This is a genomic window from Pseudomonas xantholysinigenes (assembly GCF_014268885.2).
GTDB lineage: Bacteria > Pseudomonadota > Gammaproteobacteria > Pseudomonadales > Pseudomonadaceae > Aquipseudomonas > Aquipseudomonas xantholysinigenes.
Window position 1 is genome coordinate 2,043,924 of record NZ_CP077095.1, and the last position, 15,101, is coordinate 2,059,024.

Sequence of the window (15,101 nt, forward strand, 5' to 3'; positions counted from 1 at the left end):
TGATCTGGATCAACGGCACTTTCAGGCCGCTGGCGAGCACTAAGCTGTGAACCCCCGAGGAATGCCCATGAACGAATCCGTATTGCAGAACAAGGCGCTGACCGCCTTGCTGGCGCTGGTGACGATTGCCTTCATCTGGATCCTGCTGCCGTACTACGGGGCGATTTTCTGGGCGGTGATCCTCGCCATCCTGTTCGCGCCGCTTCAGCGTCAACTGCTGTTGCGCCTGGGCTGGCGGCGCAACCTGGTGACGGTGGCGACCCTGGCCATCTGCCTGGTGATCGCCATCCTGCCGGTGATCGTCATCAGCGCGCTGCTGGTGCAGGAGGGCGCGGCGCTCTACCAGCGCATCGAAAGTGGCCAGCTGGATATCGCCGGCTACATCGAGCACGGCAAGGACATGCTGCCGGCCTATGCCCAGCAGGGCCTCGACCGCATGGGCATGGGCAACCTCGACGGTTTGCGCGACAAGATCAGCAAGTGGGCGACCCAGGGCAGCCAATTCCTCGCCGGGCAGGCCTTCAGCTTCGGCCAGGGGACCTTCGACTTCCTGGTGAGCTTCGGCATCATGCTCTACCTGTTGTTCTTCTTTCTGCGCGAGGGCGCCGAGCTGGCGCGCAAGGTACGCCAGGCGGTGCCATTGCCCGAGCAGCAGAAGCGCAGGTTGCAGCTGAAGTTCAAGCGGGTGGTGCGTGCGACGGTCAAGGGCAACCTGTTGGTGGCGATCACCCAGGGTGCGCTCGGTGGTTTTATTTTCTGGGTGCTGGGCATCCCCAGCGCGTTGGTCTGGGCGGTGCTGATGGCCTTTCTGTCGCTGCTGCCGGCGGTGGGCGCAGGGATTGTCTGGGCGCCGGTGGCTGTGTATTTCCTGCTGACCGGGGCGATCTGGCAGGGGGTCGTGCTGACCGCGTTCGGCGTGTTGGTGATCGGCCTGGTGGACAACCTGCTGCGGCCAATCCTGGTGGGCAAGGACACACGGATGCCGGACTACCTGGTGCTGGTGTCGACCTTGGGTGGCTTGGCGGTGTTCGGGCTCAATGGCTTCGTGATCGGGCCGTTGATCGCGGCGTTGTTCATTTCCAGCTGGGCGATCTTTGCCTCGACCAAGCCGCAGGTGCAGCTGCCTTCCTGAGGGGTAGCCCTTTCAAGGTGTTGTGAATTGATGTCCGGCTCGAATTTGCCGGGGCCGCTTTGCGACCCTTTCGCGGCACAAGGCCGCTCCTACAAGTGACCGCGCCGTCCTGTAGATACCGTCTTGACCCTCACCCCGCAAGAGGGATTTTGGGGTCAAACGGTATCCCCGACTTCACCACCCCGTAAACCAGGTGCAGCAGCTTGCGCATCGCCGCGCAGACGATCTGTTTGTAAGCTTTGTGCCGGCTGCTCAACCGCTCTGCCAGTTCCTTCACAACAGGGTTATGTCTGATTGAGACAGTGCCTGACATCCACAAGCCTGCACGCAGCCTTGAGGCGCCTGTACGCGAAATAGTGCTCTTACCTATGAACTCTCCCGATTGCTGCACCACTGGGTTTAAGCCTGAAAACGCGACAATCGCAGAAGGGCTTTGGTATTTCAGTGGATCGCCCAGTTCGGCGAGCAGCAACGTAGCAGTGGTGTCACCCAAACCATCAATCGAGGTAATCAGCTCACGTCGCTTGCGCAGGTCTGGATCATCATCGATCGTCTGCTCGATGGCCTTCCTGGTCTTTTCCAGCTCTTCGTTGATGTGCCCGATTACGTCTTGAATCGACTGCTGTACCGCATCTAGTGCGACATCCAAACGATTCTGCTCCATCTGGCGCATTTCCTTGAGGTCGTCCAGTCGCCGCACCAGAGCACGCAAGCGGCGCTGCGCAGGGGGCTCAGGCTCCCACTGGCGAAGCGAGACAGCCTTTTGTTGGCCATAGGCAGCAATGACTTTGGCGTCAGCCTTATCTGTTTTGACGCGCCGAAGCTCCACGTCAGCGAATTTCGCAATCACCGCCGGGTTCAGAATGCACACCCGATAACCTTGGTTGTGACAGTGCTCGGCCAGCGCTTCGTGATAGATGCCTGTAGCCTCCATAACAATCCAGGCGCCTGGTTCAGCATGGCGCTCAAGCCAGTCGCTAAACTGCCTGAACCCTCCAGGATCATTGGACAGCTTGGCTTTGGTGCGCATCTTGCCATTGGGGAGCGGGATGGCAATGTCGAAAGATTTTTTGGCGACATCAACGCCAACAAAGACGGACATGATCTCCTCCTTCAAACTACGAAAGTCGATCACCCTACACTCAGTTCAACCTTGTTAATGCGTGCTCACGCCGGGGGCGGGCACTAGATACCGTTCGAACTCGTCGAGTGGGGTTGGAAGACCAGAGCGTTATCTACAGTGCGGGCTTGATGCCCTTGGAGCGGCTCTGCTTCAAGGCCTTCCCTCGATGATCAGTCGAGAACTTTCGCCTCTAGGGAGGCGAAAGTCGAGATACAAGGAGCGGCCTTGTGCCGCGAAAGGGCTGCAAAGCAGCCCCGGCAATCTTGAATTGAAGCGGCCATATCCGAAAAAACGCAAAGACCTTGAAAGGGCTGCTCCTGAGGGGCCATTCGCGGGTGAACCCGCTCCCACAGGTTTTGTGCAATGCCCTGTGGGAGTGGCTTTGCCCGCGAATGGGCGGCGGAGCAGGCTCTATCTTTTTACCGGAAGCTGTAGGACACCCCCGCATACACCCCAAACCCTTCCCCAGGCGTGGAGCGCGCTTCATCGCGCCCGCGATCGTCATACCCTGGCGTCACCGTCGCGGCATAGCGCTGGTTGGTCAGGTTGCGCAGGTCCAGCCAGGTCTGCCAGTCGCGCTTGGGCGAGTTCCAGCCCAGGCGTGCGCCGAGCAGGGCGTAGGCATCGGCGTGATTGCTGTTGGCGTAGTCCACCTGCACCTTGGACGCCATCTGCGTGTTGACCCCGGCGTAGAACCCGCTCGGCCAGTCGTAGCGCAGCTCGGCCTGGTAGTAGTGCATGGGGATGCCGGGCAGGCGGTTGTCGCCGAACCTGTCATCGTCGCGGTAATGGAAGTCGCTGAAGGTGTAGGCCTGGCGCAGGCTGAGCTTGCCGGTGCCGGGTTGCTCCCAGAGCAGGCTGTCCAGGCCGGCCTCGATGCCCTGGTGCACGGTGGGGCTGGCGTTGAACTCCTTGAATGGCAAGCCTTGCACGACTTCCACGTTGAGCAGTTCGTGGCGGACCTGGGCGTAGTACCAGGCCAGGTCCCAGCGGCCCAGCGCGGAGTCGCCGCGGGCGCCCAGTTCCAGGGTGGTGGCGGTCTGGTTCTGCATCTTCATGGGCTGGTTGTTGACCGGCGCGCTCCAGACCAGCGACCACGGATGCGGCGGCTCTACCGAGCGGCTGAGGTTGCCATAGACCTGCAGGTCCGGGCGGATGTCGTAGCGCAGCCCCAGCCGTGGCGCATAGTCCCAGTCATGCTGGCTGACCTTGCCGCCACTGGCCGGGTAGCTGACGTCGCTCTCACGGCGGGTATAGATCATGGCCAGGCCCGTGCTCAGCCACAGGTCAGGGATCAGCTCCAGGTCGTTGCCCAGGTGCAGGACGGTGTCTGAGCCCTGGTAGCTGAAGTCGCGGGTGCGCGCGCCGACCACGTCGTTGACCCGGGAAAACTGCGAGGCGCCGCTGTTGGGCAGGTGCTTGGTGGTGCGCCAGCCGAGGGTGGTCTTGCTCTCGTGCCCGAAGAGGGTGTCGCGGCGCAGGTAGTTGAGCGTGCCGCTGACATCGCTGTAGGCGACCTTCAGGCGCATCGGGCCTTCGCGCAGGTCCATGGGGTAGTCGTGATAGACCAGGCCGGCCTCCAGCCGTGAATCGTCGTCGAGGAAGAACGTGGTCTTGTTGCCGACCCAGGTGCTGCCCGGTTGCGGGCGTCGGTCGTTGCGGGCCAGGTAGGCCGGGTTGGCGGCGCGCGGGTGATGCTTGATCTGCTCCTTGGTCAGGCGCCCGGCCAGGTCGTTCTCGGTCTCCCGGTAGCGCAGGTAGAAGCGCGTTTCCAGATTGGGGTTGAAGCGGTAGCCGACGTTGGCGGCGATGCCCTTGGCGCTGCCGCTGCTGTGCTGCTGGTAGCCGTCGTATTCGGCGTCGGTCAGGGCCACGTAGTAATCGAGGTTGCCCAGTACCTGGCCGGAGCTGATGTGCCGGCGCTGGTAGCCGCGGCTACCGACCTCGTAGCGCAGCTGCAGGGGCGCCGCATCGTAGCCGGTGTGGGTCACATAGTTGATCGCACCGCCCAGGGCCAGCGAGCCCTGGTCGAAACCGTTGGCGCCGCGCAGCACTTCGGCGCGGCTCAGCCACAGTGGCTCGAACAGCTCATACGGAGTACCGCCCGGACCGGTCAGCGGCAGGCCGTCGAACATCGTGTACACCCCCGAGCCATGGGCGCCCGGTGCGCGGTTGATGCCTGAACCACGGATCGACAGCTTGATGCCGTCGTTGCCCGCCGACTGGGCGAACACCCCCGGCTGATAGGCCAGCACGTCCTGGTTGCTGGCCACCCGGCCCTGGCCGACCTTGTCCATGTCCACCAGGTTGCTGGCGCCGGGGATTTCGCGCAGGTGCTCGGCGGCAGCCTCCAGTTCGGATGGAGGCTGGTCCTGGATCAGCACCTGGTCGAGTTCGACGCGGTTGGCGGCCTGGGTGGTGCCGGCGACGAACAGGGCCAGCAGGGAGTAGGGCAGGGTGGGGCGCATGGGGGCGAGGTTCCAGATCGAGTGCGGGAGTCTGACGCTGCAAAGGGCAGACGAAGCACAGTGGTCGATCTGTAATACCGAGCCGATTCCTTCGCGGGTAAACCCGCTCCCACAGGTACGGCACTGACCTTGGAAACAGCGGTGATCCTGTGGGAGCGGGTTTACCCGCGAAGAAGCCTGTGATTTCTTTCAGGCAAAAAGAAACCCCGCCGAGGCGGGGCTTCTTGCACTTCGTGCAGCCGATCAACCGATCAGTTGCAGACCCGCCTGTTGCACCATTTCCAGCAGTGGCTGCGGGTACACACCCAGCACGAAGGCGAGAATGGCGATAGCCAGCAGCATCACGCCGCCGGTGCGCTGTTCCCACTTCAGCGGAGCGTCGTGGCGACGCAGGTTCGGCTCGACCAGGTACAGGGTGACCATGACCCGCAGGTAGTAGTACACGCCGATGGCGCTGCCGATCACCAGAGCGCCAACCAGCCACCACAGGTGCGACTCGACGCCGGTGGCGATGATGTAGAACTTGCCGATGAAACCGGCGGTCAGCGGGATGCCGGCCAGCGACAGCATCATCACGGTCAGTACCGCGGTCAGGTACGGACGGCGCCAGAACAGGCCGCGGTACTCGTACAGGGCGTCGGCGTCACGGCCGGCGTACGGCGAGGACATCAGGGTGATCACGCCGAAGGCGCCGAGGCTGGTGATCACGTAGGTGACCAGGTACACGCCCATGGCTTCCAGGGCCAGGCCCTTGCTGGCGACCAGGGCGATGACCAGGTAGCCGAAGTGGGCGATGGACGAGTAACCGAGCAGACGCTTGAGGTTGCTCTGGGTCAGCGCCAGCAGGTTGCCGATGATGATCGAGGCGACCGCGATCACCGCCAGCACGGTGCTCAGCACGCCGCTGCTGGCGGCGGGGGAGAGCATGAACAGGCGTACCACCACGGCGAACACCGCGACCTTGCTGGCGGTGGCCAGGAACGCGGCGACCGGCGCCGGGGCGCCTTCGTACACGTCTGGGGTCCACAGGTGGAACGGCACCAGCGACAGCTTGAAGGCCAGGCCCACCAGCATCATGCCCAGGCCCAGCTGTGCCAGCAGGCTCGGCATGCTGGTGGCAGCCAGGGCCTTGCCCAGTTGGTCGAAGGTCAGGGCACCGGCGTCGGCGTACAGCAGCGCCATGCCGAACAGCAGGAAGGCGGAACCGGCGGCCGACAGCACCATGTACTTGATGCCGGCTTCCAGCGAGCGCTTGTTGAAGAAGGCGTACGCCACCAGGCCGTAGACCGGCACCGACAGCAGCTCCAGGCCGATGAACAGGCCCGCCAGGTGGTTGGCGCTGACCAGCACCAGGCCACCCAGTGCCGACATCAGCAGCAGCAGGTACAGCTCTTCACGGTTGCCCGGGAAACCCTTGGAGCCTTCGCCGAGATAGGCGTGGGCGAGGGTGACGCAGGCCAGGGTGGCCACCAGGATGATCGCCATGTACAGGCAGGCGAACTTGTCGATGGTCACCAACGAGGTCACTGCCAGCGGCGCGACCTTGAGCGCCGGCAGGATCGACAGCAGGGCCAGGTTCAGGCCCACGGTGGACAGCAGGAAGGTCTGCGAGTGGTTGCGCTTCCAGGCGATCGCCAGCATCACCACCACCGTGGTGATGGTGGTGATCAGCATCGGCGCCAATGCGATGAAGTGTTGAGTGGTGAATTCCATAGCGCTCTTACCGGGCCGAAGCGAGTTGAGTGAAAGCGGAACCGAGCCACTGCTGCACACCGCTCATGGTGGCGGCAGAGGTGTCGAGGAACGGCTGCGGATACACGCCCAGCAGGATCAGCAGGCCAGCCAGGCCCAGCACCATGATCAGCTCGCGGCTGTCCATGCCGGCCAGCACGGTGTCGGCCTTGGCCGGACCGAAGTAGGCGCGGTGGATCATGATCAGCGAGTACACCGAACCGAACACCAGGCCGGTGGTGGCGATCACGGTGATCCACGGTACATGGGCGAAGCTGCCGATCAGGATCAGGAACTCGCCGACGAAGTTGCCGGTGCCCGGCAGGCCCAGCGAGGCGGCAGCGAAGAACAGGCTGATGGCGGGTAGGTAAGCGATGCGGTGCCACAGGCCACCCATCTGACGCATGTCACGGGTGTGCAGGCGCTCGTACAACTGGCCGGACAGGATGAACAGCGCGGCGGCCGACAGGCCGTGGGCCAGCATCTGGATCACCGCGCCCTGCAGGGCCTGCTGGCTGCCGGAGTAGATACCGATCAGCACGAAGCCCATGTGCGAAACGCTGGAGAAGGCGATCAGGCGCTTGATGTCGGTCTGCGCGAAGGCCAGGAAGGCACCGTAGAAGATACCGATCAGGCCCAGGGTCATGGCGATCGGCGCGAACTCGGCCGAGGCGTTCGGGAACAGCGGCAGGGCGAAGCGCAGCAGGCCGTAGGCCGCGGTCTTCAGCAGGATACCGGCCAGGTCCACGGAACCTGCGGTCGGTGCCTGGGCGTGGGCGTCAGGCAGCCAGGAGTGGAACGGCACCACCGGCAGCTTCACCGCGAAGGCGATGAAGAAGCCCAGCATCAGGATGTACTCGACGCCGGCCGGCAGCTCGGCCTTGAGCAGGTCGCTGTAGTTGAAGGTGATCACCCCGGTGCTGTTGTAGTTGACCAGCACCAGGCCGAGGATCGCCACCAGCATGATCAGGCCGCTGGCCTGGGTGAAGATGAAGAACTTGGTTGCCGCGTAGATCCGGGTCTTCTTGCCATCGGCCGAGCTGTGACCCCAGAGCGCGATGAGGAAGTACATCGGCACCAGCATCATTTCCCAGAAGAAGAAGAACAGGAACAGGTCCAGGGCCAGGAACACACCGACCACGCCGCCGAGGATCCACATCAGGTTGAGGTGGAAGAAGCCGACGTGGCGCTGGATCTCTTTCCACGAGCACAGCACCGACAGCACGCCGAGCAGGCCGGTGAGCAGGATCATCAGCAGCGACAGGCCATCGAGGGCCAGGTGGATGCTGATGCCGAAGCGCTTGATCCACTCGACCTTGTATTCGAGGGCCCAGGCAGGTTCGGCGCCCGGGGTCGGGGCCAGCGTGTAGTTACCGGTCGCCCACAGCCACAGGCCGATGCCAAGCAGCAGGGACATGGTCAGCAGCGCGATCCAGCGCGGCAGGGTGGCGCCGAAGCGCTCACCCAGCCAGCACAGGAAGCCGCCGATGAAGGGGATCAGGATCAGCCAAGGCAAAATCATGACGGGTTGGTTTCCTTTGGCAAAGTCGCAAGATTCATAGTCATACCGCAGCCACTACCACAGCGCCGAGCACCAGCACGGCACCGACGGCGATAGAGGCGGTGTACCAGCGCAGTTGGCCCGTCTCGGTCTTGCTCATGGCGACATGGCCGCCACGCGCCATCCGAGGAATCAGGCCGATGCCGCGGTCAACCGGGTCCTTGCGCAGGAGGTGGCTGATCAGCAGGTACGGTTTGACGAAAAGCTTGTCGTAGATCCAGTCGAAGCCCCAGGCGGCGAACCACCAGGCCGACAGGACGCGACCGATACCGCTGTTCGCGACCGCAGTGACGAAGCGACGCTTGCCCAGGAACAGCAGGGCCGACAGCAGGATACCGGCGATGGCGATGGCGCCCGAGGCGATTTCCAGCGAGTGCTTGGCTTCGCCACCGGCGTGGCCGGCGCTTTCAGGCAGCACGCCTGCCAGCGGTGGGTGGATCCAGGCGCCGACGAAGGTCGACAGCACGATCAGCACGCCCAGCGGCAGCCAGTGGCTGATGCCGTGGCCGGCGTGGGCTTCGGTCTTGGCTTCGCCGTGGAAGGCGATGAAGATCAGGCGGAAGGTGTACAGCGAGGTCATGAACGCGCCGACCAGGCCGGCGTACAGCAGGCCGCTGTTGCCGCTGGCGAAGGCTTCCCAAAGAATTTCGTCCTTGGAGTAGAAGCCCACGGTCAGGATCGGCAGGGCAGCCAGGGCGGCGCCACCGACCACGAAGCTGGCGTAGGCCAGCGGCAGTTTCTTCCACAGGCCGCCCATCTTGAAGATGTTCTGCTCGTGGTGGCAGGCAACGATCACCGCACCGGAGGCAAGGAACAGCAGGGCCTTGAAGAAGGCGTGGGTCATCAGGTGGAAGATCGCCGCGTCCCAGGCGCCAACACCCAGGGCCAGGAACATGTAGCCGATCTGGCTCATGGTCGAGTAGGCGAGGATACGCTTGATGTCGGTCTGCACCAGGGCGGCGAAGCCGGCCAGGACCAGGGTCACGCCACCGACCACGCCAACCAGGTGGAGGATGTCCGGGGCCAGCAGGAACAGGCCGTTGGTACGGGCGATCAGGTAGACGCCGGCGGTCACCATGGTCGCCGCGTGGATCAGCGCCGAAACCGGAGTCGGGCCGGCCATCGCGTCGGCCAGCCAGGTCTGCAGCGGCAGCTGGGCCGATTTACCGACCGCGCCACCCAGCAGCATCAGGGTCGCCAGGACCATCCAGGTGTCACCCGCCTGGAACTTCTGCGGAGCCAGCACCAGCAGTTCCTGCACGTTCAGCGTGCCCAGCTGGGCAAACAGGATGAACAGGCCGATGGCCATGAACACGTCGCCGATACGGGTGACGATGAAGGCCTTGAGCGCCGCGTTACCGTTGTTGCGGTTGCTGTAGTAGAAACCGATCAACAGGTACGAGCACAGGCCCACGCCTTCCCAACCGAAGTAGATGAACAGCAGGTTATCGCCGAGGATCAGGAACAGCATGCTGGCGATGAACAGGTTGGTGTACGAGAAGAAGCGCGAGTAGCCGGCTTCGCCACGCATGTACCAGGAGGCGAACAGGTGGATCAGGAAGCCGACACCGGTGACCACGCCGAGCATGGTCACCGACAGGCCGTCCAGGTACAGGGTGAAGTTCGGCGCGAAGCCGTCCACCGACATCCACTGCCACAGCAGCTGGCTGTACGCGCCGCCTTCAGGCGGGGCGACATTGAACTGCCAGATCACGTAGGCGGCGGTGGCGGCCGAGAGGCCCACCGAGCCGACGCCGATCAGCGCCGACAGGTTCTCCGAGAACCGTCCGCGGGAGAACGACAGCAGCAGGAAGCCGATCAGGGGGAAGACGAAAGTCAGGAAGAGAAGGTTCATCCGCGCATCTCACTGGCAGCATCGATGTCGAGAGTGTGGAAGCGGCGATACAGCTGCAGCAGGATCGCCAGGCCAATGCTGGCCTCGGCGGCTGCCAGGCTGATCACCAGAATGAACATCACCTGACCGTCGGGCTGGACCCAACGGGCACCGGCGACGATGAACGCCAGGGCGGAGGCGTTCATCATGACTTCCAGGCTCATGAGCACGAAGAGGATGTTGCGGCGGACCATCAGCCCGACCAGACCTAAGCAGAACAGGATGCCGGCGACCGCCAGACCATGTTCGAGAGGGATAGCACCCATGATTTACTCCTTCGCCTCGTTGCGGCCCAGGTGGAAGGCGGTGACGGCGGCCGCGAGCAGCAGCATCGAGGCCAGCTCGACCACCAGCAGGTACGGCCCGAACAGGCTGATGCCGACTTCCTTCGGGGTGATGGTGGTACCGCTGATGGCCGCGCCACTCGGGGTGACGAACAGCACGTACAGCAGCTCCAGCAGCAGCAGGGCGGCGAGGATCACCGGTCCCGCCCAGATGCCTGGCTTGAGCCAGCCACGTTCCTGGGCGACCGAGGCCGGCCCGAGGTTGAGCATCATCACCACGAAGACGAACAGCACCATGATGGCGCCGGCGTAGGCGATCACTTCCAGGGCGCCGGCGAACGGCGCACCGAGGGAGAAGAAGATCATCGCCACGGAAATCAGCGAAATGATCAGGTAGAGCAGGGCGTGCACCGGGTTGGTGCCGGTCACCACGCGCAGCGTGGAGACGACGGCGACACCGGATGCGAAGTAGAAAGCGAATTCCATCTTTCTGTCCTTATGGGAGCAAGCTCTTCACGTTGATCGGCTCGGCTTCGTTCTGCGCGGAGCCTTTCGGCTTGCCAGCGATCGCCATGCCCGCAACACGGTAGAAGTTGTAGTCAGGGTTCTTGCCGGGGCCGGAGATCAGCAGATCTTCTTTCTCGTACACCAGGTCCTGACGCTTGAACTCGGCCATTTCGAAATCCGGAGTGAGCTGGATCGCGGTGGTCGGGCACGCCTCTTCGCACAGGCCGCAGAAAATGCAGCGCGAGAAGTTGATGCGGAAGAACTCGGGGTACCAACGGCCGTCCTCGGTCTCGGCCTTCTGCAGCGAGATGCAGCCGACCGGGCAGGCCACCGCGCAGAGGTTGCACGCCACGCAGCGCTCCTCGCCGTCGGGGTCGCGGGTGAGGACGATGCGGCCGCGGTAGCGCGGCGGCAGGTACACGGGTTCTTCGGGGTACTGCAGGGTGTCGCGCTTGCGGAACCCGTGGGAGAACACCATGGCCAGGCTGCGCAGCTGTGTGCCGGTGCCCTTAACGATGTCGCCGATATACTTGAACATGGGTCAAATCCTCACTGGGCCGCGACGGCTGGCGTGTTGTAGAGCACGATCGCAGCGGTCACCAGCAAATTGATCAGGGTCAGCGGCAGGCAGAACTTCCAGCTGAAGTCCATCACCTGGTCATAGCGTGGGCGCGGGATCGAGGCGCGCAGCAGGATGAACAGCATGATGAAGAAGCCGGTCTTCAGGGCGAACCACAGGAACGACAGTTGCGGCAGGATGCCGAACGGGCCGTGCCAGCCACCGAAGAACAGGGTTACCAGCAGCGCCGAGATGAGGATGATGCCGATGTACTCACCGACGAAGAACATGCCCCACTTCATGCCGGCATATTCGATGTGGTAGCCGTCGGCCAGTTCCTGTTCCGCTTCCGGCTGGTCGAACGGGTGACGGTGAGTCACGGCGACGCCAGCGATGAAGAAGGTGCAGAAGCCGAAGAACTGCGGAATGATGAACCACAGGTTCTGGGCCTGGTACTCAACGATGTCGCGCATGTTGAACGAGCCCACCTGCACCACCACGCCCATCAGCGCCAGACCCAGGAACACTTCGTACGACACGGTCTGCGCCGAGGCCCGCAGGCTGCCGAGCAGGGCGTACTTGTTGTTCGACGACCAGCCGGCGAACAGCACCGCGTAGACCGACAGGCCGGCCATGGCGAAGAAGAACAGCAGGCCGATGTTCAGGTCGGCGACGCCCCACAGCGGGGTGATCGGGATGACCACGAAGGCGATCAGCAGGGCGCTCATGGCCACCACCGGCGCCAGGGTGAAGATCATGCGATCGACGAAGGGCGGGTTCCAGTCTTCCTTGAAGAACATCTTCAGCATGTCGGCGGCGATCTGGAACATGCCGTACGGGCCGACGCGGTTCGGGCCGTAGCGGTCCTGCCACCAGCCCAGCAGGCGACGTTCGACGAAGCTGAGCAGCGCGCCGCAGACCACCACCGCCAGCAGGACCACGATGGCGCGGACCACGGTGAGGATCACATCGATCACTTCGGGGGTGAACCAGCTCATTGTGCTGCCTCCTGCAGACCTTCGACGGATGCACCGAAGATGGCGGGCGGAATGCCGGCCAGGCCTTTGGGCAACGCAACCAGGCCAGCGCCCAGTTCTTCATTGATACGCAGCGGCAGGCGCAGCGAAACACCGCCGACGCTCAGGCTCAGCAGCGCGCCGTCGTTGACGCCCAGGCGGTCGGCCTCGGACTTGGCCAGGCCGACGTAGGCGGCTGGAATGCGCTCTTGCACCGGGGCGGCGCGCGAGGAACTTTCTTCGCTGCCGAACAGGTGGAAGAACGGTACCGCGGTCCAGGTGCCACGGGCCGGGTTGAACGCGCCAGGAATCGCGGTGAACCAGCTCAGGCGGTCACCTTGGGATTCGATCAGGCGCACGCCCGGGTCACCGGCGCGCAGGTGGCCGCCGACTTCGTCCTGGAACTTGTTCCAGGCTTGCGGCGAGTTCCAGCCCGGCGACCAGGCGAACGGCACTTGCTGACGCGGCTCGGCCGAGCCCGAGTAGCCTTCCATGGAGAAGGCGAACGCGGTGTCCTTGTCCTGCGGGGTACGCGGCTCGTGCACGCTGATGTTGGCGCGCATGGCGGTACGGCCGGAGTAGCGCAGCGGCTCACGGGCCAGCTTCATGCCCTTGATGCGGAACGCGGCGCTTGGCGCTGCGTTGACGATGCCGGCCAGTTGCGGGGCGGCTTCGGCGCAGGCGCTGGTGACGTGGTCGAGTTGGGTCCAGTCCACCGGCTTGTTGAGCAGGGTGGCACGCAGGGCGTGCATCCAGCGCCAGCCTTCGTGGATCTGGATGCTGCTGTCCAGGTACTGCGGGTCGAACACCTGGAAGAAGCGCTGGGCACGGCCTTCCTGGCTGACCAGGGTGCCGTCGCCTTCGGCGAAGGAGGCCGCAGGCAGCACCAGGTGGGCACGGTCGACGGTCGGGGTTTTCGAGTGGTCGGCGACGATCACCACTTTGGCCGCGGCCAGGGCAGCGTCGACCTTGGCGGCCGGTACGCGGGCGTACAGGTCGTTTTCCAGGACCACGATGGCATCGGCCTTGCCGCTGATCACCGCGTCCAGCGCGGCGTCGACGGACTCGCCGCCCATCATCGCCATGCCGAGGCTGTTGGCTTCAGGCACGACCAGGCTCAGCGAACCGTTCTTCTCGCGCAGCTTGAGGGCCTTGGCGATGTTGGCGGCGGCTTCGATCAGCGCAGGCTCGGCCAGCGAAGCACCAGCGACGACCAGTGGGCGGTTGGCCGCGACCAGGGCATCGGCGATGCGCTGGGCCAGGGCCTTGGCTTCGCTGTCCAGGCCGTCGACGGCCGGGGCGCTCGGGTCGATGGCGTGGGCCACGGCGAAACCGATGCGGGCGAGGTCCGCCGGAGCGGCGTGCACGCACTCTTCGGCGACGTCGTCGAGCTTGGTTTCAGCCAAGGAGGCGATGAACAGCGGGTACAGCGCGTGCTGGCCGATGTTCTTCACCGCGGCGTCGAGCCACGGCTGCACGCGCATCGCGTCGGCCATGGCCTCGGCCTTGCCCTTGGTGGCCTGGCGCACGGCCAGGGCAACGCGGGCGGCGGTCTGGGTGAGGTCTTCGCCGAGCACGAACACCGCGTCGTGGTCTTCGATGTCGCGCAGGGTCGGTACCGGCAGGGGGCTGTTGTTCAGCACGTTCAGCGCCAGGCGCACGCGGGCCAGCTCGCCTGCTTCCATGCCGGAGTAGAAGTACTCGGCGCCGACCAGCTCACGCAGGCCGTAGTTGCTTTCGAGGCTGGCGCGCGGCGAACCGATGCCGACGATGGTGCGACCGCGCAGCAGGTCGGCGGCCTTGTCCAGGGCAGCGTCCAGCGACAGCTTGGTGCCATCGGCCAGCAGCGGCTGGCGTGGGCGATCCTTGCGGTTGACGTAGCCATAGCCGAAGCGACCACGGTCGCACAGGAAATACTGGTTCACCGAGCCGTTGAAGCGGTTCTCGATGCGGCGCAGTTCGCCGTAGCGCTCGCCCGGGCTGATGTTGCAGCCGCTGGAGCAGCCATGGCAAATGCTCGGGGCGAACTGCATGTCCCACTTGCGGTTGTAGCGCTCGGAGTGGGTCTTGTCGGTGAACACACCGGTCGGGCAGACCTCGGTGAGGTTGCCGGAGAACTCGCTTTCCAGCACGCCGTCTTCAACGCGACCGAAGTACACGTTGTCGTGGGCGCCGTACACGCCCAGGTCGGTGCCGCCGGCGTAGTCCTTGTAGTAGCGCACGCAGCGGTAGCAGGCGATGCAGCGGTTCATCTCGTGGGCGATGAACGGGCCGAGGTCCTGGTTCTGGTGGGTACGCTTGGTGAAACGGTAGCGGCGCTCGTTGTGGCCGGTCATTACCGTCATGTCCTGCAGGTGGCAGTGACCGCCTTCCTCGCACACCGGGCAGTCGTGCGGGTGGTTGGTCATCAGCCATTCGACGACGCTGGCGCGGAACGCCTTGGACTCGTCATCGTCGATGGAGATCCAGGTGCCGTCGGAGGCAGGGGTCATGCAGGACATGACGATACGACCACGGGTGTCGTTCTCGTCGGTGTACTGCTTGACCGCGCACTGCCGGCAGGCGCCGACGCTACCGAGCGCCGGGTGCCAGCAGAAATAGGGGATGTCGAGGCCGAGCGACAGACAGGCCTGTAACAGGTTGTCCGCACCGTTGACTTCGAGCGCTTTGCCGTCTACGTGGATAGTGGCCATTGTTCAAAGTTCTTCGTTGGCCCGCGTGGGCGGGCGTGGCTAATGGAAATCGGTGAGCCTGCGGCCGGCCTCGAATCGTTCGGGCCGGCCTGCGGGCTGGCGGATGGCACGGACCATCCGCTGCTTCATCTTG

At 64.3% G+C, this 15,101-nt stretch carries 11 protein-coding genes; 1 reads left to right on the top strand and 10 read right to left on the bottom strand.

All coding sequences use genetic code 11. From position 1 onward, the window contains the following. Positions 1 to 67: 67 nt before the first annotated feature. Positions 68 to 1,132: an AI-2E family transporter gene (locus HU772_RS09220; protein ID WP_186660429.1), complete on the top strand. Its 1,065-nt coding sequence runs from the start codon at positions 68 to 70 to the stop codon at positions 1,130 to 1,132. Between the two features lie 130 nt (positions 1,133 to 1,262). Here HU772_RS09220 and HU772_RS09225 read toward each other — a convergent pair whose 3' ends face one another. From HU772_RS09225 to nuoG, 10 genes are all read right to left on the bottom strand, one after another. Then, positions 1,263 to 2,234 (bottom strand): IS110 family RNA-guided transposase, encoded by a 972-nt coding sequence (locus tag HU772_RS09225; RefSeq protein WP_217858722.1) that lies wholly within the window; start codon positions 2,232 to 2,234, stop codon positions 1,263 to 1,265. Positions 2,235 to 2,674: 440 nt separating this feature from the next. Next, a complete protein-coding gene (locus HU772_RS09230) occupies positions 2,675 to 4,723 on the bottom strand; it encodes a TonB-dependent receptor family protein (protein ID WP_186661856.1) in 2,049 nt (682 codons plus the stop codon). Between the two features lie 243 nt (positions 4,724 to 4,966). Next, positions 4,967 to 6,436 (bottom strand): NADH-quinone oxidoreductase subunit NuoN, encoded by a 1,470-nt coding sequence (gene nuoN, locus HU772_RS09235; RefSeq protein WP_102685131.1) that lies wholly within the window; start codon positions 6,434 to 6,436, stop codon positions 4,967 to 4,969. Positions 6,437 to 6,443: 7 nt separating this feature from the next. Next, a complete protein-coding gene (nuoM, locus tag HU772_RS09240; protein WP_186661854.1) occupies positions 6,444 to 7,976 on the bottom strand; it encodes an NADH-quinone oxidoreductase subunit M in 1,533 nt (510 codons plus the stop codon). A gap of 40 nt (positions 7,977 to 8,016) precedes the next feature. Next, on the bottom strand, positions 8,017 to 9,870 hold the full coding sequence (gene nuoL / locus HU772_RS09245) for an NADH-quinone oxidoreductase subunit L (RefSeq protein WP_186661852.1): 1,854 nt from the start codon (positions 9,868 to 9,870) through the stop codon (positions 8,017 to 8,019). Beyond that, positions 9,867 to 10,175, bottom strand: a complete 309-nt coding sequence (nuoK, locus tag HU772_RS09250; protein WP_008096201.1) for an NADH-quinone oxidoreductase subunit NuoK — start codon at positions 10,173 to 10,175, stop codon at positions 9,867 to 9,869. The genes nuoL and nuoK overlap by 4 nt, the downstream gene beginning before the upstream one ends. Positions 10,176 to 10,178: 3 nt before the next feature. After that, positions 10,179 to 10,679, bottom strand: a complete 501-nt coding sequence (gene nuoJ, locus HU772_RS09255) for an NADH-quinone oxidoreductase subunit J (protein ID WP_186661850.1) — start codon at positions 10,677 to 10,679, stop codon at positions 10,179 to 10,181. Positions 10,680 to 10,689: 10 nt separating this feature from the next. After that, positions 10,690 to 11,238 carry an NADH-quinone oxidoreductase subunit NuoI gene (gene nuoI, locus HU772_RS09260; protein WP_003251442.1) on the bottom strand — a complete coding sequence of 183 codons (549 nt, stop codon included), beginning with the start codon at positions 11,236 to 11,238 and terminating at the stop codon, positions 10,690 to 10,692. A gap of 11 nt (positions 11,239 to 11,249) precedes the next feature. Beyond that, positions 11,250 to 12,257 carry an NADH-quinone oxidoreductase subunit NuoH gene (gene nuoH / locus HU772_RS09265; protein WP_186661848.1) on the bottom strand — a complete coding sequence of 336 codons (1,008 nt, stop codon included), beginning with the start codon at positions 12,255 to 12,257 and terminating at the stop codon, positions 11,250 to 11,252. After that, entirely contained in the window at positions 12,254 to 14,968 is a 2,715-nt protein-coding gene (nuoG, locus tag HU772_RS09270) for an NADH-quinone oxidoreductase subunit NuoG (RefSeq protein WP_186661846.1), read from the bottom strand. The genes nuoH and nuoG overlap by 4 nt, the downstream gene beginning before the upstream one ends. Positions 14,969 to 15,101: the final 133 nt, after the last annotated feature.